Consider the following 19,990-nt stretch of genomic DNA (forward strand, 5'->3'; position numbering starts at 1 on the left):
CCCCAAACTTTCGGTATGATCCAGTTTAATGCAGAATGATCTGATTGATTTTTGTTATTAATACAAAAAAAGCCAATCTTGCGATTAGCTTTTCTCAGTGATCCCGCTGGGATTCGAACCCAGGACCCATACATTAAAAGTGTATTGCTCTACCAGCTGAGCTACGGAATCTTACTTCTTTATTTTGAACTGTCGTTCCTTGTTTGAAGTGATGCAAAAGTATGGCTTTAATCCTGTTCCTGCAAATAATTTTGGCTTAAAATCATGCTTTGAGGTTTAATAAGCTGATTTTAAGCCAAAAAAATTAACCATTTTCCAATTCCATGATTTCTTCCGCCAGCTGTTCCCAACTCTCCTGAAATTGCGTCAATAATGCCTTCGCTGAGTTGTAAGAGCGTGTAGTTTCCTGTAACTTAGTCGCATCCGAATACACTGCTTCGTCGGCAAGTTTTGATTCTAAATTTTTAACTAAAATTTCTTGCTCTTCAATTTTTTGTTCAAAAGACGTTAGCTCCTTATTTTTTTTACTCAACAAACGTGTTTTATCTTCAGTAAGTGGTTGCTTTTCTTTCTTTACTTTGGGTTCTTCCTTGATTTTTTTCTCCGTTTTTACGTCCGCCTTTACGACGCGTTTTGCAGCCCATTCTTCATACTCCTGATAGGTACCTGGGTATTCCTTGATCTGTTTGTCTTCAATGTACCAGATTTTGTTTGCTACATTGTCTAAGAAATAACGATCGTGGGAGACAACGATAAATGTACCTTCGTATTGCTGCAAGGCCTGGATCAGAATGTTGACAGACTGCATATCCAAGTGGTTGGTAGGCTCATCGAGCGCTAAGAAGTTCGCGTCCGCGGTTAATGCTTTTGCAAGGGCCACACGCGATTTCTCACCTCCGGAGAGTACTTTGATCTTTTTGAATGCATCATCACCAGTGAATAGAAAACATCCAAGGATCGAGCGCAATTCAGTCTCTGTATGCTTCGGCGCAAAAGTTTGTAACTCGGCAAGGATGGAATTTTCCAGATGTAAGGCCTCCAGCTGGTGTTGCGCAAAAAATGTCTGCGAAACATTGTGTCCCTGTTCTGCTTTTCCTTCAAACTGGTGATCCGCATTGGCCACGATACGTAAGAGGGTAGATTTACCTTTACCATTGGCACCAATTAGGGCTATTTTATCACCCTTTTCTATAATGGCTGAAGTATTTTTTAAGATCTCCAGGTTAGGGTATGACTTGGAAATATTTTCCAATGTCACGACGTGGCGCCCCGAAGGTTTTGAAAATTTAAAGCTGAAGTTTACCGTAGGATTGTCATCGTCCACATCGTCAATTCTCTCCAAGCGATCTAATGCTTTGATGCGCGACTGCGCCATTTTGGCTTTGGAAGCCTTGGCGCGGAAACGCTCGATAAGGCGTTCTTCCTGTTTTATCTTGGCTTGCTGGTTTTTGAATTGATTGGCCTGCAATTCATTCCGTAGTTCCTTCTCTTCAAGATAAAAACTGTAGTTACCTGCATAAAGTGTTAATTTTCCTTTACGTGATTCTACCGTTTTCTTGATGATGCGGTCAAGAAAATATCGATCGTGGGAAACAATCACAATGGCGCCATCAAATGCTTGCAGATAGTTCTCCAGCCATTTGATGGAAGGTAAGTCCATGTGGTTGGTCGGTTCATCCAATAACAGAATATCTGGAGTTTGCAATAAGATACGGGCAAGCATAACCCGCATACGCCAACCTCCGGAGAAAGTGGCCAATGGTCTTTTCTGTTCTTCTTCGGAAAAACCTAAACCGGCAAGGATTTCATGGGCCTTAAATTCGATGTTATAACCATCTAAAGCCTCAAATTCTACTTGTTTATCACTTAGTTTATTCAGGATTTCATCCGAATAATCTGTTTCTAGTTTGTGGAGTAAGTCCTCGATTTCGGCATGTAATTGATTTTGGCGCTCAAAAGCTTCCATGGCAACATGCAAAATGCTTTTGTCAGAATGGTACGACAATAAGTCCTGGTTTAAATAACCAATCTTAAGGTCCTTCGCCATGGAAATCGTTCCTGATGTGGGCGTATATTGACCGACAATAAGGCGAAGTAAAGTCGATTTACCTGTACCATTGGCACCGATCAAGCCAACTTTATCTCCTGGTTTGATATGCCAGTTTGCTTCGTCATATAAAGCGCGAGATCCTATTTCAAATGTTAAATTATTTATTGATATCATTTCAACTGCAAAAGTACAAAAGTAATGAATATTTCTTCTTCTTTGAGTAACTTTGCGATTATGTATAAATTAGTCAAACCTATATTCTTTACAATGAATCCGGAGACGGCTCACCATAAAGTGACCGGTGGATTGAATGTTTTCTCAAAAATTTGGGGCGCCAAACAATTATTGAATGCTTTTTTTACCGTGGAAGATCCACGTTTGGAACGCGAAGTCTTTGGATTGAAATTTAAAAATCCGGTGGGCCTTGCTGCTGGCTTTGATAAAAATGCGGAATATATTGCGGATATGACTAATTTGGGATTTGGTTTTATCGAAATTGGAACGGTAACTCCTAATCCGCAACCGGGCAACGATAAACCCAGGATGTTCCGCCTTGTTCCCGATGAAGCGTTGATCAATAGAATGGGATTTAATAATCAGGGGGCAGATGTTGCCGCTACAAGATTGAAAAATCTAAAGGATCGAAAAGGATTGTTAATAGGGGGAAATATCGGTAAGAATAAGGTGACACCCAATGAAGAAGCTGTCAATGATTATATTTATTGCTTCAATGCATTGTTTGACTACGTGGATTATTTTGTTGTCAATGTGAGTTCTCCGAATACACCGGGCTTACGGGATTTACAGGAAAAGGAGCCTTTAAAACATATATTGAATACTTTACAAAGCCTCAATATCGCAAAATCGGCTCCGAAGCCCATCTTGCTTAAAATAGCGCCCGATTTGACGGATAGTCAATTGGATGATATTGTCGAGATCGTTTTGGAAACTCAAATTGCAGGTGTTATCGCAACGAATACGACGATTTCAAGAGAAGGCTTACAGAGCCAACAGGAGCTGATCAATGAAGCGGGTGGTGTAAGTGGACGTCCTTTGACAAAACGTTCAACGGAAGTGATTCGCTACTTAAGTGAAAAATCCAACAAGGCATTTCCGATCATCGGTGTAGGGGGGATTCATTCGGCGAAAGATGCCATTGAGAAGTTAGATGCTGGAGCCAGTCTCATTCAAGTTTATACCGGTTTTATCTACGAAGGCCCAGGCTTGATCGCAAAGATTTGTAAAGGTATTCTTCAAACTGGAAGATAAGGATTAGTATGGACGTTGATTTTGATCTGAAAGATTTCTTGGATAAGAAAGTTGATGAATATAATCAACCTGGTTTTATTCCAAATGATCCCATATCGATTCCCCATCAATTTTCCCGGAAGCAGGATATTGAGATCATGGGATTTTTGGCTTCCATCATGGCTTGGGGACAAAGAAAGACGATTATCAATAAATGTAATGAACTGGTGGCTCGTATGGATGGTTCGCCATACGATTATATTGTAAATCACCAAGAACAGGATTTAAAGACCTTGCTGGGTTTTAAGCACCGTACCTTCAATGATACCGACATTCTTTATTTTGTTTCTTTTTTTAAGCATCACTATACGCATTTCGAATCTTTGGAGGATGCTTTTCTCGTAGGACAGGAGAACAGGGAAGAGGTCGACCTAGAAATGGCATTGAATGCCTTTAAAACCTATTTCTTTTCCTTACCTGATTATCCTGTTCGCACGCGGAAGCACATTAGTAGTCCAGCACAGAAGTCAACTGTTAAGCGGATCAATATGTTTTTACGCTGGATGGTCAGAAAAGATACAAAAGGTGTAGATTTTGGTATTTGGCACCGCCTGTCCCCAAAAGATCTCATCTGTCCATGCGACGTCCATGTCGAGCGTGTTGCCCGCAAATTTGGTCTAATTACGCTGGATAAAGTGAATTGGAAAACAGCCCAGGAATTAACAGCCAATCTGCGCTTACTGGATCCGCTGGATCCGGTCAAATATGATTTTGCGTTATTTGGATTAGGCGTTGAAGGGGAAATGTAAAATTAATGCATGAAGAAAAAAAAGCGTCCTTGCCAATTATAATTGGCAAGGACGCTTTTTTTATGCCGCCACCTATCCTAAGATGATGATGAGGTAGCAAACTTATGCGAGCCTATCGATCTTGATCAGAAGGTCAACCAAACGATTGGAATAACCAAATTCATTGTCATACCAGCCCACAACTTTGACCAGACCGCCCACTACCGAGGTTAATTGCGCATCAAATACACATGAATAGGGGTTATTGATGATATCTACCGAAACGATGGGGTCTTCTGTATAAAATAATACGTTTTTTAATTCGTCTTCTGCTGCAGCTTTGAATGCTTTATTGATTTCCTCTACAGTGGTTTCTTTCTCGAGCGTACAGGTAAAGTCCGTCAATGAACCGTTGAGTACGGGGACACGTATCCCGGCTCCGCCAAGTTTATTCTGCAGATGCGGAAAAACATTGGTAATCGCTTTAGCGGCACCAGTAGTTGTTGGAATGATCGCCGACGATGCTGCCCGTGCTCTCCTTAAATCTTTATGTGGTGCGTCGTGAAGATTCTGGTCTCCCGTCATGGAATGAACCGTGGTAATATAGCCATCTCTGATGCCCCAATTTTCATCCAATATTTTAACGAGGGGAGCAACATTGTTTGTTGTACAGGAGGCATTGGATAAAATCGAAGCAGATAGATCAATGACACTGTCATTAATGCCCAATACCACTGTTGGAATGTCTTTATCTTGTGCCGGGGCGGAGATAATCACTTTTTTTGCACCAGCTTCCAGGTGGAGAGCCGCTTTGTCACGACTGGTGAAATACCCTGTAGATTCGACGACAACATCAATTTGAAGCTCCTGCCAAGGCAGTGCTGCAGGATCTTTTTCATTGGTAACCAAGATGGAAAGACCATTGACAATAATATGTTTTTCATCGTGTGTCACGGTGCCAGGAAAAGGACCATGTACAGAATCGTATTTAAATAGGTGGGCTAAGGTCTTCGTATCTGTCAGGTCATTGATGGCAATGACCTGCAGTTCATCGAAAGCCTCCCGTAAAAAGATATTACGTAGTGTATTCCGACCGATGCGTCCGAATCCATTGATTGCTATGTTTAGCATTTCAGATTATTTATGAAATTGGCTTATTGCTTCGTTAATATTTTTTTCACCTTCCCAATGTGCTTTTAGTTTTCCGTCCGCACCATAGACGTAATTTGCGGGAAATTGTGAAGGTACGTGGATGGTCTGTATAAACGTTTGGTCTTTATCAATCAATACCTCTACGTTGGATGCTTTGGATAGTTTAGGTGCAAAGGTGTCAAAAAAACCTAGTACTAAGGCCGGATCATTCATGGAAATATAATAAATATTGACGTCTTTTATACGATCAATATTCTTTTCAAGCTCCGTAGCTTCATGTTGGCAATGACTACACCCGGGATCAAATAGAATAAAAACGGTATTCTTGTCTTTAGCAACGTTTTCCTGCGTAACACGGATGCCCGAACGAAGCTGATAAAATGTGAAATTAGGAAGAATGGCTGCAGGGTCGGAAGATTGCTTTGGCGCAGCTTGAATAGGATCGTGGTCTGCATGATCATGACCTGCATGATCATGGCTGTCAGCACTGGCTTCCTGCGTAGTATTTGCAGTTTGATCTGTTTTCGGTTTGTTGTTGTTGCATGAGGAAAGAATGCCGGCGGCCAATAACGCTGTCACTCCTAAGATTATCTTTTTATTCATAGAATACGTTTGCTTTTAAATCAGTTTTCGTGATTTTATCGTTTTAATGTTTATGCTTAATACATCGTCAATTTTTACGTAGAAAGTATTGAAGAATGTATTATACTAATGATCAAAACTATGAAAAAAAAGGGATTCTTAATCGTAGAAATTAATTTATGACAGTATACTGGATATTAATGCATGTTGTGATCAAAACAATTTAACCTGTTGCAGTTCCTTTATTCTATGATGTCAGGACCGTCATGCGTAGACTTTGAGTCTGTCAATGAGGTAGATTGAATAATTTCTGGCGTACTTCTTCCAAATTCAATGCTATACACTTTCAATAATACACCCACACAAGATAGGATTAGTGGACCGAAGATCAATCCCAGCATACCAAATAGGTTTAATCCCAACAAAACACCGAATACCGTTATTAAGGGATGAACGTCACCCAACTTTTTCAATATGGTAAATCGAAGTACATTATCAATACTACCAATAATAATGATACCATATAAGGCAAGACCTATTGCATTTCCGGACTGTCCATTCGCCAGTAGAAAAAGCGCTGCCGGTAGATACACCACCATGGTTCCCAAAATTGGGATTATAGTGGAAACTGCGGTAAGAATTCCCAGAAAGATCGGGCTCTCTAAGCCAAAGAACCAATAACCAAGCCCCGCTACAATACCTTGGCATATAGCCAAAATCGGGATGCCGATTGCATTGGATTTTACCATCATATCAAACTCTTTCCACAACTCGGCTTTACTGGTTTGGGTGAAAGGGATCGCTTGATAAATGGTTTGTTCTAGTTTTTTGCTGCTAACCAACATAAAATACAACACAAATAGCGCTACTAGTATATTGACACCAACTTCCGCAACGGAATTCAGAATATTGGGTATAAATTTAGCTGCTTTTTGAAGCGTTCCCATTAAGGCGGTATCAGAAAGATCGATATTGCTTAAATAGGGGCTATCTTTAAAGTACGTTTTGATCGAGTCAAACTTGTGCATCAGATCGTCTTTGTTGCTAATGACTTCTGTTACCTGAGGTACCATGTAGTTGATTAACAGATAGAGTGGCCCTACCAAGAATATGATAGTCAATAATATCAATAAAATACTGGCGAAAGATTTATTCCATTTCTTTTCTTCAGTCAACTTAAAATTGATTTTTCTAAAAAGAATATATAAGGTAACTGCTCCCAGAAAACCGGGGAGGTAGTAGAATAAGCTTGTAAAGATCAATATACATATCGCCAATATGATGACGATTAGCATGATTTGATTGATGGAATTATTGTTGATTTGTTTGTACTTCATATAGCTGACAAATATACTGTCTATCGATTGTTATTTATCGTATGACAATATTTTTTTGGAAAAAGTTTTGTCTGGTTAAAATAAACTTTCTTTTTTATAATTTCAATGTTTTATTGTATTTCTTTTTTCTGCCCTAAAGCCAATTGTGAAGTTCTGGTTCCCAGTGATTAGCAATCATGTTGTTTTGCTAAATTTTGATAGCTTTATACGCTATGCTGTACCTAGACTTTCTTTAACCTAGGCACTAATCGTGCGTAGTAAACATAGTCTGTTTACGTTTACATGTAGGGCCAACATCATTCACGTTAGTATGGAAGATGGAAATCTGCTTAATTTTAGTTTTGATTCTGCGGCATTAAAACCTCCCTTAAGATCGTTAGTATATCGTATTGTTTGACAAAAAGCATGGATTGTACCGTCCTTGTTTGACTGGTTTCTTTAGCTGAAAAGGCCGTGCCGCTTACTGTTTTGGTCGCCTTATGAAAAAAAGGATGAGACCCTTTTCCTTTTTTATTGTTTGAAAATAAGCCCATAATCTTTTGTTTTTGTTGGTTATAGCGATCAGGCTCGTTCAGCGGAACCGCTATAACTAATATACAAAATAAAACGGAATTAATTGATAAAAATTTGACTGCCACGCTCTTCATCCTTTTCTATTGAAAGGGATACTGGAATACGTTCTTTGAGCTCTTCAACATGTGAAATAATACCGACGATGCGGTTTTCCTTGTGTAAATCTAATAGGGTTTCGAAAACAATATTAACAGAAGTGATATCTTGTGTTCCAAAGCCTTCATCGATAAAAAAGAAGTTTCTGGCCGCACGCGAATTAGACTGTACACTTTCTGCTAAGGCCAAAGCCAGACTTAGGGATACCTGAAATGCCTGTCCACCGGATAGTGTTTTTACACTGCGATTTTTTCCCTCATTCAAATAATCGATAATTTCAAATTCATTGTTGTCATTCAGCTGCAGGCTAAGTTGATTGCGGGTCATGCGATGGAAACGAATGTTCGCATGATCACACAGCTGCCGTAAATAAATCGAAGAAACATATTGCACAAAGCCCGCACCTTTAAATAGATTAAAAAGTTGTTTCAAATTATCGTGGCGTAAACTTAGTTTGATCTGTTGTTGCTGGAGATTTTCCTTTTTAGCATAGGCGATTCTTAGCTGATCGCGCTCTTGTTGAAGTCGGGCAACATTTTCTGTGCTTGCTTTCAATTCTTGGGCGCTCTCATCCAGGATTTTTTCCTGCGCGAGAAATTGGTTTTCGTCATATACCTGGTCGACGAGTTTCTTTTCCAACTGACTGATCTGTGCCTTCACCGTTTCAAATTGAATCTGAAATTGCTCCAGCTCTTGTCGGATCTGTATGACAGACAAATTCTCCGCGAGTATTTGCCGAATCTCTTCCAACGTTTCAAAGGGTGACGCCTCAAGTAGCTGTTGGAGCGTGACATCGGCCTCTTGACTTTCACGTTCGATATGTCCGAGCTGTTCAACAATGGTCTGTACCAAGCTGTTTTGGGCTGCAAATTGACTGTTTAACTCATTTAATCGTTCGCTTAAAGCAATGTAGTCGCGCTCAATCTCAAGATTCGATCTTTTCAGTGCAGTATATTCCTGTTCGACTGCTTCGGACTCCCGCATTTTATAGTCGGACCAGCGCAGCGTTTTTAGATTCCCCATATTTTGATTAATCTGGGCCTGTTTGCTTGCTTCATCACGTTCAAACTGATGCAGTGCTTTATTGTATTTCTCCAGCTTTTCCTCAACGGAGGCGAGTGTAGCCTGGTGTTCGCCAAGTTGTTGCTCCACTTTTGCTAGTTGCGTTTCGATCCGGGCAAGCTCCTGCTTATTTGATGTGTAGCTGGATTCATCCGAAGGACTATAACCGGCCCATGTAAATTGTTGGGCATGCGCAATTTTGTTACGGGCATTCAGCTGTATTTTCGTATGTAGATCTTGTTGCTGATCATTTAGTGACTGCAAACGTAGCTGAAGTTTCTCGACCTGAAATTGCTGATCCTGTTGGTGCTTAAGGTTCTCATTTGTCTCAGTAATCAATTTCTCATTAGCGGCAACCTGGTGAGAAATATCCTGTCCTTGATTGATGGCGGGATGTTCCAAAGCTCCACATAGTGGGCACGGGGAGCCTGCTTTAAGGTTTTCTGCATATTGGGTCAGCCTTTGCTGCAGGAGAAGATGAGATTTTTCATCTTGGAGTGCTTGAAGTTTTTGCTCGAGGGCATTGACGACAAGAGGATGATTGGATCGAAATTCTTCGAGATCAGGATGGAAGGTATGGAGTTCATTCTTCAGTATGGCTATGCTTTTTTCTAAATCAATGGCCTGTTTGTTCAGGTCGTCTTCCTGCTGCTGGATGCTCTGCTGCTTGGTATACCACTGACCCAGCTCCATGAGTTCTTGAGATGAGGGTTTTGCTCGCTTTAGGCTGACGATTTGAATTTCTGTCTCCTGAATTCTGGCTTTATAATGTCGTTGTTGATCTTTCGTTTCCTGCACAAAATTGCGTCCCTTCTGCGCCCGATCCTGTAAACTCTTGATTTCATTTGAAAACGTAATCAATTGGCTTATCAATTCCAGGTCCAATTCCTGAATACGACGCTGTGGTAGCAGCTCATATTGTGATTTCAACAGATTTAGACTTGAGGAATGCTCCTGGATTAGCTGTTGAATTTCGGCCTGTCTCTGCTTTTCGGTTTCTACTCTTTTCTGTGTAATTAGGCCTTCCGCCGCTAATTTTTCCTTAGTTTTAAGAATATGTAGAAAGTTGGTTTGCGCTTCCTCAAAGCGATTTAACTTTAACCGTAAAGTTTCTTTTTCATCTTTTTGTTCTAGCAATTGCTGAAAGAGTGCTTTCACTGTTCGGAGTTCTAAGAAATCCTCTTTGAGTTTTTTGAGGTTTAAGAACCTTTCATGATGCGCCTTGTACGACGACTCAAGGACGACAAAGGACTCGACTGCCAGTTGGAGATTTGTTTCGGTCGTTTCTATCAGTTCGGTTGTGACCTCATCAAATCCGATTAATTGACCGTTGAGGTGATCCAGTTCGGACTGATTTTTTTTATAGAGGTTGGAAACTTTATCCTGCAGGTCGAATCGATGCAGCTGAAAAATTTCTTTCATCATATCCGTGCGTTCCTTGGCTCCGAGTTCTATAAACTCTTTAAACTGTCCTTGAGGAATGATGATTGTCCGCTTGAAGTTCTCATAGCTTAATCCGATGATATGCTGCGTATTGCTGCTTTCTAGTGGAACCCATGCTTCATTGATTTTTTCGTAGAGTACAACCGTGGGCGATTTCACATCATCGAAATTTTTGGAATTGCGTTTAAATTCGCGGGTAATTCTAAATGTACGGTCTTCAAAGTTGACGAAATCAAGCTCAATATAAGATCGGTTAGACTTTAGATTCATCATGTTATAAGCGCGCTTATCCCGTGCATTCAGGCGTTCTGTTTCCCCAAATAAGGCGTAGGTAATTGCTTCCAATATCGATGATTTGCCGGAACCCACAGCACCGAAGATACCAAAAAGACCTGCTTGAGAAAGCGCAGTGAAATCGATCGTCTGACGTTCTTGATAAGAGTATATCCCTTCTAGAGTTAACTTTAATGGAATCATGGATTATGAGTTTAGGATTTCGTGAAAAAGATCGAGGATGTCATCATTGGGTGCCTGGTTGCCGTTCTTGGATTTAAAATAATCGTTGAATAAGGTCGACATGTCTTGTGTAAGATTAATTTCTTTGGCTTCAAGCAGCTCTTGCTCATCCTGCTTAACGAGCGGAATGAGGTAGATTATTCCCGAATGGCTCTGATAGATTCGCTTGCGGTCCTCGGCTTTTAAGAAGGTCTCCGATTTCAGCGTGAGCTCCACCAATGCATTGGGGTTTTCAGACAACCAAGATATACACTGCTCAATATCGTCGAATGATTTTCGGACCAGCGGTTTGCCCTGAGTCAATGGAATGCGCTCGACAATTGCTTGTTCTCCGGCCGATACATTCACCAGCGCAACGTATTTAGTTTGCCCAGCCTCCGAAAAGCTATAACATAGGGGCGAAGATGCATAAATTACCGGTTTCTCAGCCGAACCGATATTTTTATAACCATGGATATGCCCTAATGCCGTGTATTGGACCTGCGGCGGGATGGCCTCTGAATAGATTAAGTCTGCATTACCAATTTTGACCGGTTTTTCGCCATCTGGCTCCTCTAAAAGTGGACTGCCCAATTTATTCATGTAAAGATGTGCCGTCAATATATTGACGCCTTTATCATCGCAATAGGTATTGGCTATTTTTTGCCAATTTGCCGCTAACACTTCATTCAATTTACTTTCTTTCTCTTCGCCTAGATACTGTTTTAAGCGTATTTCATTGGCATATGCTGTGTGAAGAATACGAATCGGGTAGTCAAATTGCGGCAAGCTTAATTCGATGAAGCCTGTATCTGACTGTAACACGGTGAAACCCTCTGTTGCGAAAGGAGTGACCACAGCATGAGGATGCCCGATTAAGATGATCCCTGACGTTCTTGCCAAAGGATCGGGTGCATCAATCAAATGAGGTGAATCGTGATTGCCTGCGATTGCTATTACAGGGCGCATGCCATTCTTTGTAAGACGCTTGATGGTTCGGTAAAATAACTCAATGGCTTCCACACCTGGATTGAAGGCATCGAACAGATCTCCTGCGACGATCACCAGATCCACGTTTTCCCGATCTGCGATATGAACGATTTCGTCCATGACCAGTACTTGTTCATCTATCCGGGAAAAACTGTCCAATCTTTTTCCTAAATGCCAATCGGAGGTATGCAATATTTTCATGTGAGAGCTTGGATATTTTGCGACAATGTTACAAACTAAGATAATTTTGGCATGAAATGCAATTATAATTGGATGGAATCTTTCAAATGATCAATTTGTGCTAATAAGGAATGAGGCCTTTCTTTTCTTTGAATGGCTATGTTCCCGAATCGAAGTGTTAAAACATGTTAAATGCATACCATAAAAGTCATTTAATTGTATTTTTAGTGCTCCAAAATTAAGCTAGATAGTCATAGACAAGAAGTATGCGAAAAATTTACCTGTATATCTGTTTTTTCTTTATGCTGTTGATGCGCGTAAATGCGCAGGAGATACACGCTATAAAAGGGGAGACTGCTTATCCCTTTCTATTGAAAGATGCTGCACCGGATTCATTGGAATCTGAAAAGCAGCCTGTGTTTGTGTTTTTGCACGGAAGAAGTTTGTCCGGGACAAATTTAGACCGTGTAAAGCGTTACGGTGTATTGTATGCCATCAATAAAGGGCAGGATGTACCTGGGATAATTGTTGCACCACAGTCCCGGGGAGGATGGGATCCAGACAAAGTGATCGAAATTGTTGACTATGTTATTGAACATTACAATGCCGACCCCGATCGTATTTACGTTTGCGGCATGAGTATGGGAGGCTATGGCACAATGGATGTGGCTGGCAAATATCCTGAAAGGGTGGCTGCTGCCGTTGCAATATGTGGTGGTGGATCGAGTCAGTATGCATCTAACCTGACGCAGGTGCCGATATGGCTTCATCATGGTACTGCTGATCGTGCTGTGCCAATTTCGGAATCCCAAAAAATTATGAATGCGATAAAAAGAGAGGATCCGGAAGCAAATGTGAGCTTAAATGTAATAAAAGGGGGCACACACGGAAGCGTGGAACGACTGTTTCATGACGATGCAATTTACAATTGGATGTTGAAATTTAAGAAAAAGCATAAATCTTAGCTTAACGTGAATGCGAAGGTGCTCTGTCGGACAGTGATTTACAACATAAAAAAGCCTGATGAAATATTTCTATCAGGCTTTTTTGTTGTTAGCCTTCGTGATCAAAGGCGGACTGTCTTTTTTGAAATTGAGCCATTAATATATTAGGTTGATGGATCAAACGTGTTTTTGCGAGGTATTCGGAGTTGTCAGCGTAAATAAACAACAACGTTCCATCTTTGATTGTGTTAATGATTGGACCTGCAAACTCTCTTGGAACCGCGGGGCAGCCGTAGCTTTTGCCAAGTCTGCCTAAACTTGCTATTGTTCCTGTGCTACAGTAGTCGGCGCCATGCATCACAACATATCGTGCTTTTGCATTGTCATTTATCCCCTCTTCAAGACCATTTAAAACCAAAGAGTAGCCGTTCTCGCCATTGTAGGTGTTTTCTGTTGTAAAGAATCCTAAAGAACTTTTCAGTGATTCCTGTTGATTTGAAAAATTGACGGCATAGTTTTCACCGCTATTTTTTCCATGTGCGACCAGCGTGTTGAATAGTACTTTTTTGTGCGCAAGATCGAGTACCACAAGCCTCTTTTCCGTTGATGCCAATGAAAAATCGATGACGGTCATGATGTCCTTGTTGTGGATCGGAAGTTCTTTTCTGCCTTCCATTGCTTGACGAAACGCTTCGTATTTTAATACTTTGCCTAGATTCATTTCATCATACAATGAGTCAACTTCGGTATGTTGACGTTCGACATTGATACGATGAGTGCTGGTGGTTTGTTGATCTGTTGTTTTTAATTCTTCTTGTGAGGACAGTGCTGTATTAAGTGCCATCAAAAGAAACATAAACGTATTTCCCATTCTTCTCCCTTTTCTGTGTAGATGTTTACAAAATTAATGATTAAAGATAATAATATTTGATTTACAGAATGTTAAATATTGTTAATCAATAACAACAACCAGCGAAGCGAGGTCTTTTGACCGTTTATAGACAAATTGAGCGTGAGATGACGCATTTCTGACGCACATATGGGACTTGGGTATTGTGCCCAGACTCTCACTATATTCAATGATGCTGCCGTTGGGATTGTTAACTGGAACCCCATGTATATAGGCCCCGGCGGTAAATCGGGTAGCATAGGGGGCGAATCCGGCATAAGTTTTGGTACCGTCTTCATAGTAAAACATCTTGGATTTGTGTTCCTGGACCACAAAGAGGCCTGTCGGTGTTTCCTGGGCATGGGGAGGTTTGTGCCGGCCACTCGTCACGGGGTTCATGCTTCGGACAAGCCATTCGTTACCGACCTTCTCCAAGGTGCAGATATTTTGGTTCTTCACATCGACAACATTGATAATGTTGAACTGTACGGTATCGCTAATGATGCGAAGATATCTTTTGGGTACGGTATATTTCCCTTCGAATGAAATACCCTCAATCGGAATCCGTGCGATGCTGTCGGGGCCTTGTACGCGAACGAGCCAGCCGTCCCGACCGTAACGAACGGCCTTCGCGCTGTTAAGATCGTAGAGGGGTGCCGCTTGATAGCGTTCGACATTGAAACTGTCGGACACGCGTTTATAAGAGTCCCGCTTATAATTCTGGATTGTTGGCGCTTCGCCCTTTTCATTTTGATAATTTTGTAGAACGCCGTACAGCGATGGAGACTGTTGAAAATTTTCGATAAAGGCCAGGCGTTCCTTGATTTTATCCCATTGAAAACCTCGCGTGGTATCTTTATAGGGATAACTGTCCTCCAGGGTGTATTTGTTGTAAAGCAGCTCTTTTTTTAGGATAATATCCTCAGCCGTAAATACTTTTTTCTTCTCAACCTGCTCTTTAGGAGGTGTAGGTTTTCGCTGTTCAGTTTGCTGATTGGTCTTTGTTGTGTTTTTCTTATCTTGACGGCATCCCGGCAATAGGAACAACATGCTTAGTATGAAACAGGTTAATCTTCGATTCATATATGGATGTATAGATTATCGTTTTATACCTTAAACTTAGATAATTAGTTTATTATTTGCAATTTTATTGCAGTTGAAAGAAAAAGAAATAACGTTAAACCTTTAATATTCGTTTTGTGAACCCTAACAGATTTTCGAGGTTATGACGTTCACTTGGTGTGAAATTTGGTTGTAAAGAGCTGTCTTGAATGCGGGGGATATATTTCTTTGATGATGGATAAAAAGTTAGTTTTGTGGTCTAAAATAATCAGTGTGAAATAAGTGATATGGACAAAATTGTTATTTGCTCGGGGGTGATGCTTGCCCCGGAAGGAGATTTGCTGATGGTTCGTAAAAAAGGTTCTAGCTATTTTCAGCTGCCCGGCGGGAAGGTAGCTCCGGAAGAAAGCCGTGAGGAGACCTTAATTCGCGAACTCAAGGAGGAGCTTCAGTATGACGTGGGCGGGATGGAAATACGGTTTATCGGAAGCCACAGTACGCAAGCCGTAAATGAGCTTAATACGGTTGTCGTGGGCTATATCTATTTAATTAAACTGGCAGAGCGTCATGCATTTGAGGCTTACGAAGAACTGGACGAAGTGCTGTGGATCAGTAAAGCTAATTGGCAGAACTACCGATGGGCTCATTTGGCATCCGAGTTTGTCCTTCCGAAATGGCTTTCGGGTAATTTTGATCAGTAAATCGTATTGAGTAAACAAATTAAACCTTTGTTTGTTAGAGTTTTATAAAAACTAAAAATAAACGAAGATTATGGAAAATCAGCTTTTAAAAGGGGCGAAGGACTTTTTTGACGAAGAAGCGGTCGCTCAGATAGGGCAAGTTTTAAACCAGGATAAAGAGGGGGGTGAAGCAGGGGTTGAATGCAACAATTCCCGCCTTGTTTTTAGGTTTAAGCCAACATTCCGATTCCGGTGGAATTTCGGCAATACTTGAAAAGGCCAAGCAGCATTTCGCGGATTTTGATCTCAAAGGACTTCTCGGCGGTGTGACAAACGCGGATGAGTCTGCAGGGGATCGTGCGGTGGAAGGTGAGAATTCGGCTGGGCTACTGGGATCAATATTTGGTGGTGGCCTGGATACCGTTTTGAGTACCGTTTCCGGTTATTTGGGCTATGATGGTAGTTCCATTGGGAAATTAATGAATTTTTCTCTGCCAGCGATATTCTCCAGTTTAACAAATAAGGGACAAAATTGGGATTTTGAACGTATCGGTCATGTTTTGCAGGAAAATAAAACAGCTTTTGCTGCTGCTGTGCCAGCGGGTTTAGGTTTAGGTGCCTTTGGAAAGCTTTTCGATGGGGCGCATTTTTCTCCACCTGTGGAGTCGGTGACTGAACCTGCAGTTCCTGCCGATGTTGTCAAGGAAGTTGATAGTCATAAGTCAAGCTCCATTAATCCGGCAAATGAGTTGGAAGCACATAAAGAGCCTTTGTCATTGCCGAGAACAGGAGAGTCGCGGGCAGCGATAGCTGAAAACAGTTCCAGAAGCGGGTCCGGTGGCGGTTGGTGGAAGATTTTAATCGCCTTGGTTATATTGGCTCTACTCTGGTTTTTATTTGGAAAAGGCTGCAGCGGCAGTAAGCAAGACGGTGCTACCGACACCAGTGTGAACAGTGCAATGGTGGATTCAAGTACCATGAAAACAGGTTCCAGTTTAGTGGAGCGCGAGCAGACGGAGGTCATCTTGCCAGATGGTGTCAAACTTGCTGCATTTAAAGGCGGGATAGAAGATCAGTTGGTCCAATTTCTAAAATCCGATTATAAGTCGATCGGTGAGGATTCCCTGAAAAATACCTGGTTTGATTTCGATAACCTGAATTTCAAAACAGGTACAGCCGAGGTGTTGCCTGAAAGCCAGGTGCAACTGCGTAATCTTGCGGCGATATTAAAGGCTTTTCCTGCAGCCAATATTAAGATCGGTGGTTATACCGACAAAACAGGTAATGAGGATTTTAATAAAAAGTTATCGCTTGAGCGCGCAACAGCTGTAAAGGATTACCTGGGTAAAGAGCAGCTTTCCAAACAGGTAATCGGTGCAGAGGGGTACGGTTCACAGTTTGCCAAGTATAAGGCAGATGCGCCCGAATCCGATCGTATTATGGATCGGCATGTTTCGATAAGTGTACGGTAAGTGTTTTTTGCTGAACAATAGCCTTGAACGATCCGATCGACAAGACTAAGTTTGAATTCCAAACTATGTTTTTTCTCATAAAAATGCCCCCAGAAAGTGTCTCGCTTTTGGGGGCATTGCAGTGTAACCTGCCCTTTTCTTTGGTGTAATGGAATGCTCTTTAGAAACTGTATACACAGGCCAATAGAAATTGTCCTGCAGATTTAGTTGGGCTTAAGTCGTTCTTGATGAATCGTTCGGTATTTCCTTTGTCAATTCTGATTTCGGGAATAAATTTGAATCCATGGTAATTGTATTCTGCTGTTAAGGTGGTTGCGAGGATATTGGAACTAGGGATTCCATTTTCTTCCTCTTTATGCGTTTGGAAAAACTCTTCGCGTAATCCTAGGCCAAAATTTTCTGAAAAATGAATTCTTGGATAAAGTGCTATTCCAGAGTAACCGCCACCATCTCTCTTTTTATAATTTGTAGCATTTAATCCAAGGAAAAATTTTGAGGTGAAGTCATAATTAGCAACGAGATCGACCAAGGTCCCGGAACTGTAATTGTTTTTACCGCCAGCGGACGATCCTGTCAGAAAATTGAGATAGAAGCTGCTTTTGTCATTGGGGGTATAGGCCAGTTGTGATCCGACATGGGAAACTCCGTTCATATCTTGATAGACGTTCCAGTCGTTAAATAGTCCGACCATTAAGGCTACTTTGTCTGAGAAACTATAGGTAGCTTTTAAACCTGCGTCTTGAAATGGGCCGGCGCCAAATAAATAGGAAGTTGAATAATGAAAGTTGTATGTGGGCGATATTACTTCAAAACCCACAAATGTTCCCATGAATCCTGCAGTAAGATTGAGCTTCTCGGTTAGATCATAGCCTACATATAAATTTTGGATGTGGAAACTGTTTTTGTCATCGCCGGCCTGGCCATCACCGTTCATAATGGATCGATACTGTCCTCTGGGCCCAAAAGATAATTCTCCGACAAATGATGCTTTTTTAAACTTCTTTTTTACAGCCAAATCCACCATGCCAATAGACACAGAATTGTTGTCTTCCGTAAAATAGGTGTTGATGTTGGGTTTGTTTTGAAAATCATATTTCCAATAGGTGTCTACTGATCCGGATATTTCTATTCCTTTTTCTTTTGTTTCTTCTTGGCACGTGGCTGTTTTTATTAGAAATGTCGATAAAATAATGGTTGTTAGAAGTCTTTTCATGTTTTTTTTGGGGTTTAAGTTTGGTTTGTTTGATGTTTTTAGGTGAAATTATCTTTGTTTTGCTTGTTTTGTTTGGTTTTTGGTTTAAAAATAAAGTGATTATTGTGGTTTTTGTATTTGTTTTTGTGAAATTATGTAAAAAAAATCATAAAAAATAAAATAACATGGTATTTTTTTAATAAAAAGACTTTATATTTGAAAAAATTATAAGCGAAAGTAGGTTTTTGTTTTGTTCTTGTATTTTTTTAACAATTTTATTAATGTATTGAAAACACTAATCAGTTTAAACAAATGAAAAAAATTATTCCACTCATTGTTCTAGTTCTTTTGGGAGTATTAGGACTTGTATTTCCCTCGATTGACTTGTCTGACTTAAACAAGACAGAATTTGATACGGGAGATACGGCCTGGTTGTTGACTTCTTCTGCATTGGTGTTGATTATGACACCTGGACTTGCCTTTTTTTACGGCGGTATGGTTAGCAAGAAGAATGTAATTTCAACGATGATGCAAAGCTTTATATGTATGTGTTTAATGACAATCCTTTGGGTCACTGTTGGCTTTAGTTTAGCTTTCGGCGATGATATCGGTGGTATTGTGGGTGATCCGCGTACATTTTTTATGATGAAAGGTACATTAGGGAATGTTGCTTGGGGAGCGCTTCCCACTATACCTTTGGTTTTGTTTGCCATGTTTCAATTGAAGTTTGCGATTATTACACCGGCATTAATTACTGGGGCTTTTGCAGAACGTATCCGTTTTAATTCATTTATGTTATTCATAATCCTGTTCAGTATTTTTATTTATATGCCATTGGCACATGCTACTTGGCACCCAGAAGGTATATTGGCAAAATTTGGTGTTCTTGATTTTGCCGGTGGTACAGTTGTACACATGTCGGCTGGTTGGGCGGCGTTGGCAGCTGCTATTTATTTAAAAGGACGTAAGACACAAAGTCATAATCCAGCACGTATAAGCTACGTGATCTTGGGTACAGCACTTTTATGGTTTGGCTGGTTTGGATTTAATGCCGGTTCTGCCGGTGGAGCAAATTCGTTGGCAGCATATGCTTTTGCGACCACAACTACAGCATCGGCTATGGCCGCGATGGCATGGATATTTGTTGATATCATACGTGGAAAAAAACCTTCAGCAATGGGGGCATGTATCGGTGCTGTTGTTGGTTTGGTTGCAATTACTCCAGCAGCTGGTTTTGTCAGTATTCCACATGCGATGATCATTGGTTTGGTTGGTGCTTTGGTTAGTAATCTGGTTGTATATTTGAGAAGCAAAACAAGTATAGACGATACGTTGGATGTGTTCCCTTGTCACGGGGTAGGCGGTATGGTTGGTATGGTACTTACCGGTGTGTTTGCTCACCATAATGTTAATCCACTTGTTGTGGACAATGGCCTATTTTTTGGCGAGACGAAATTGTTTTTTGTCCATATGGTCGCGTTATTTGCGGTGTCATTTTTTGCCTTCGTGGGTTCATTGGTACTATTGAAGATCACCGATCTTATCGCTCCATTGCGCGTCGAAGAAACAGATGAAGAGCTTGGCTTGGATGTTTCTCAACATGCAGAAGCATTGTAAACCATTCGTGGCATAACGCTCCATTTATCCCAAACAATCTACTGCTTCGCGGTACATTGTTTGGGATATTTTTTGCATTTTTGTCCTGCCAGGAGAAGAGTGTATGTTGTTATACACTATTTTCGGCAACTATGCCTC

At 40.9% G+C, this 19,990-nt stretch carries 16 protein-coding genes and 1 tRNA gene; 6 read left to right on the forward strand and 11 right to left on the reverse strand.

Annotated features, from left to right (window positions below):
• Window positions 1–98 precede the first annotated feature (98 nt).
• Window positions 99–171, reverse strand: a tRNA-Lys gene (locus B4Z90_RS08390).
• 133 nt (window positions 172–304) lie between these two features.
• Entirely contained in the window at window positions 305–2,224 is a 1,920-nt protein-coding gene (locus B4Z90_RS08395; protein WP_070568943.1) for an ABC-F family ATP-binding cassette domain-containing protein, read from the reverse strand.
• Window positions 2,225–2,284: 60 nt separating this feature from the next.
• Here B4Z90_RS08395 and B4Z90_RS08400 point away from each other — a divergent pair, with 60 nt between their 5' ends.
• Window positions 2,285–3,319: a quinone-dependent dihydroorotate dehydrogenase gene (locus tag B4Z90_RS08400; RefSeq protein WP_286801926.1), complete on the forward strand. Its 1,035-nt coding sequence runs from the start codon at window positions 2,285–2,287 to the stop codon at window positions 3,317–3,319.
• Between the two features lie 8 nt (window positions 3,320–3,327).
• Window positions 3,328–4,107 (forward strand): TIGR02757 family protein, encoded by a 780-nt coding sequence (locus B4Z90_RS08405; protein ID WP_286801927.1) that lies wholly within the window; start codon window positions 3,328–3,330, stop codon window positions 4,105–4,107.
• A 102-nt stretch (window positions 4,108–4,209) separates the two neighbouring features.
• On the opposite strand, the gene gap is transcribed toward B4Z90_RS08405, so the two are convergent.
• The 6 genes from gap to B4Z90_RS08435 form a co-directional block, all read right to left on the reverse strand.
• A complete protein-coding gene (gene gap, locus B4Z90_RS08410; protein ID WP_286801928.1) occupies window positions 4,210–5,217 on the reverse strand; it encodes a type I glyceraldehyde-3-phosphate dehydrogenase in 1,008 nt (335 codons plus the stop codon).
• Window positions 5,218–5,223: 6 nt separating this feature from the next.
• A complete protein-coding gene (locus B4Z90_RS08415) occupies window positions 5,224–5,841 on the reverse strand; it encodes a TlpA family protein disulfide reductase (protein ID WP_286801930.1) in 618 nt (205 codons plus the stop codon).
• Between the two features lie 221 nt (window positions 5,842–6,062).
• Window positions 6,063–7,157: an AI-2E family transporter gene (locus B4Z90_RS08420; RefSeq protein WP_070568932.1), complete on the reverse strand. Its 1,095-nt coding sequence runs from the start codon at window positions 7,155–7,157 to the stop codon at window positions 6,063–6,065.
• A gap of 335 nt (window positions 7,158–7,492) precedes the next feature.
• Window positions 7,493–7,690, reverse strand: coding sequence for a hypothetical protein (locus tag B4Z90_RS08425; RefSeq protein WP_286770440.1), 198 nt, complete (start codon window positions 7,688–7,690; stop codon window positions 7,493–7,495).
• A gap of 79 nt (window positions 7,691–7,769) precedes the next feature.
• Window positions 7,770–10,808, reverse strand: coding sequence for an AAA family ATPase (locus B4Z90_RS08430; protein WP_286801932.1), 3,039 nt, complete (start codon window positions 10,806–10,808; stop codon window positions 7,770–7,772).
• A 3-nt stretch (window positions 10,809–10,811) separates the two neighbouring features.
• Entirely contained in the window at window positions 10,812–12,017 is a 1,206-nt protein-coding gene (locus B4Z90_RS08435) for a metallophosphoesterase family protein (RefSeq protein WP_286801933.1), read from the reverse strand.
• A gap of 245 nt (window positions 12,018–12,262) precedes the next feature.
• Here B4Z90_RS08435 and B4Z90_RS08440 point away from each other — a divergent pair, with 245 nt between their 5' ends.
• The gene (locus B4Z90_RS08440) at window positions 12,263–12,961 is read left to right on the forward strand and encodes a prolyl oligopeptidase family serine peptidase (protein WP_286801934.1); all 699 of its coding nucleotides are present in this window, start codon (window positions 12,263–12,265) and stop codon (window positions 12,959–12,961) included.
• Window positions 12,962–13,049: 88 nt separating this feature from the next.
• On the opposite strand, the gene B4Z90_RS08445 is transcribed toward B4Z90_RS08440, so the two are convergent.
• Together B4Z90_RS08445 and B4Z90_RS08450 are read right to left on the reverse strand one after the other, a co-directional pair.
• Entirely contained in the window at window positions 13,050–13,811 is a 762-nt protein-coding gene (locus B4Z90_RS08445) for a murein L,D-transpeptidase catalytic domain family protein (protein ID WP_236586050.1), read from the reverse strand.
• Window positions 13,812–13,892: 81 nt separating this feature from the next.
• Window positions 13,893–14,912, reverse strand: coding sequence for a L,D-transpeptidase (locus tag B4Z90_RS08450; protein WP_286801937.1), 1,020 nt, complete (start codon window positions 14,910–14,912; stop codon window positions 13,893–13,895).
• 266 nt (window positions 14,913–15,178) lie between these two features.
• On the opposite strand from B4Z90_RS08450, the gene B4Z90_RS08455 reads away from it, so the two are divergent.
• Together B4Z90_RS08455 and B4Z90_RS08460 are read left to right on the forward strand one after the other, a co-directional pair.
• The gene (locus tag B4Z90_RS08455) at window positions 15,179–15,592 is read left to right on the forward strand and encodes an NUDIX hydrolase (RefSeq protein WP_286801938.1); all 414 of its coding nucleotides are present in this window, start codon (window positions 15,179–15,181) and stop codon (window positions 15,590–15,592) included.
• A gap of 164 nt (window positions 15,593–15,756) precedes the next feature.
• Entirely contained in the window at window positions 15,757–17,043 is a 1,287-nt protein-coding gene (locus tag B4Z90_RS08460) for an OmpA family protein (protein WP_286801940.1), read from the forward strand.
• A 160-nt stretch (window positions 17,044–17,203) separates the two neighbouring features.
• Here the strand turns inward: B4Z90_RS08460 and B4Z90_RS08465 are convergent, their stop codons facing one another.
• The gene (locus B4Z90_RS08465; RefSeq protein ID WP_070568916.1) at window positions 17,204–18,256 is read right to left on the reverse strand and encodes an outer membrane beta-barrel protein; all 1,053 of its coding nucleotides are present in this window, start codon (window positions 18,254–18,256) and stop codon (window positions 17,204–17,206) included.
• A gap of 291 nt (window positions 18,257–18,547) precedes the next feature.
• On the opposite strand from B4Z90_RS08465, the gene B4Z90_RS08470 reads away from it, so the two are divergent.
• Window positions 18,548–19,852 carry an ammonium transporter gene (locus B4Z90_RS08470; protein ID WP_070568913.1) on the forward strand — a complete coding sequence of 435 codons (1,305 nt, stop codon included), beginning with the start codon at window positions 18,548–18,550 and terminating at the stop codon, window positions 19,850–19,852.
• The last annotated feature ends 138 nt before the right edge of the window (window positions 19,853–19,990 follow it).

It is taken from the genome of Sphingobacterium sp. UBA5639 (genome assembly GCF_002421245.1).
Taxonomy (GTDB): Bacteria; Bacteroidota; Bacteroidia; order Sphingobacteriales; family Sphingobacteriaceae; genus Sphingobacterium; species Sphingobacterium multivorum.

Excerpts from the sequence above, each read along its gene's own strand:
- B4Z90_RS08395 (WP_070568943.1), bottom strand. The coding sequence starts at position 2,224 with ATGATATCAATAAATAATTTAACATTTGAAATAGGATCTCGCGCTTTA.
- B4Z90_RS08400 (WP_286801926.1), top strand. The coding sequence starts at position 2,285 with ATGTATAAATTAGTCAAACCTATATTCTTTACAATGAATCCGGAGACG.
- B4Z90_RS08405 (WP_286801927.1), top strand. The coding sequence starts at position 3,328 with ATGGACGTTGATTTTGATCTGAAAGATTTCTTGGATAAGAAAGTTGAT.
- gap (WP_286801928.1), bottom strand. The coding sequence starts at position 5,217 with ATGCTAAACATAGCAATCAATGGATTCGGACGCATCGGTCGGAATACA.
- B4Z90_RS08415 (WP_286801930.1), bottom strand. The coding sequence starts at position 5,841 with ATGAATAAAAAGATAATCTTAGGAGTGACAGCGTTATTGGCCGCCGGC.
- B4Z90_RS08420 (WP_070568932.1), bottom strand. The coding sequence starts at position 7,157 with ATGAAGTACAAACAAATCAACAATAATTCCATCAATCAAATCATGCTA.
- B4Z90_RS08425 (WP_286770440.1), bottom strand. The coding sequence starts at position 7,690 with ATGGGCTTATTTTCAAACAATAAAAAAGGAAAAGGGTCTCATCCTTTT.
- B4Z90_RS08430 (WP_286801932.1), bottom strand. The coding sequence starts at position 10,808 with ATGATTCCATTAAAGTTAACTCTAGAAGGGATATACTCTTATCAAGAA.
- B4Z90_RS08435 (WP_286801933.1), bottom strand. The coding sequence starts at position 12,017 with ATGAAAATATTGCATACCTCCGATTGGCATTTAGGAAAAAGATTGGAC.
- B4Z90_RS08440 (WP_286801934.1), top strand. The coding sequence starts at position 12,263 with ATGCGAAAAATTTACCTGTATATCTGTTTTTTCTTTATGCTGTTGATG.
- B4Z90_RS08445 (WP_236586050.1), bottom strand. The coding sequence starts at position 13,811 with ATGGGAAATACGTTTATGTTTCTTTTGATGGCACTTAATACAGCACTG.
- B4Z90_RS08450 (WP_286801937.1), bottom strand. The coding sequence starts at position 14,912 with ATGAATCGAAGATTAACCTGTTTCATACTAAGCATGTTGTTCCTATTG.
- B4Z90_RS08455 (WP_286801938.1), top strand. The coding sequence starts at position 15,179 with ATGGACAAAATTGTTATTTGCTCGGGGGTGATGCTTGCCCCGGAAGGA.
- B4Z90_RS08465 (WP_070568916.1), bottom strand. The coding sequence starts at position 18,256 with ATGAAAAGACTTCTAACAACCATTATTTTATCGACATTTCTAATAAAA.
- B4Z90_RS08470 (WP_070568913.1), top strand. The coding sequence starts at position 18,548 with ATGAAAAAAATTATTCCACTCATTGTTCTAGTTCTTTTGGGAGTATTA.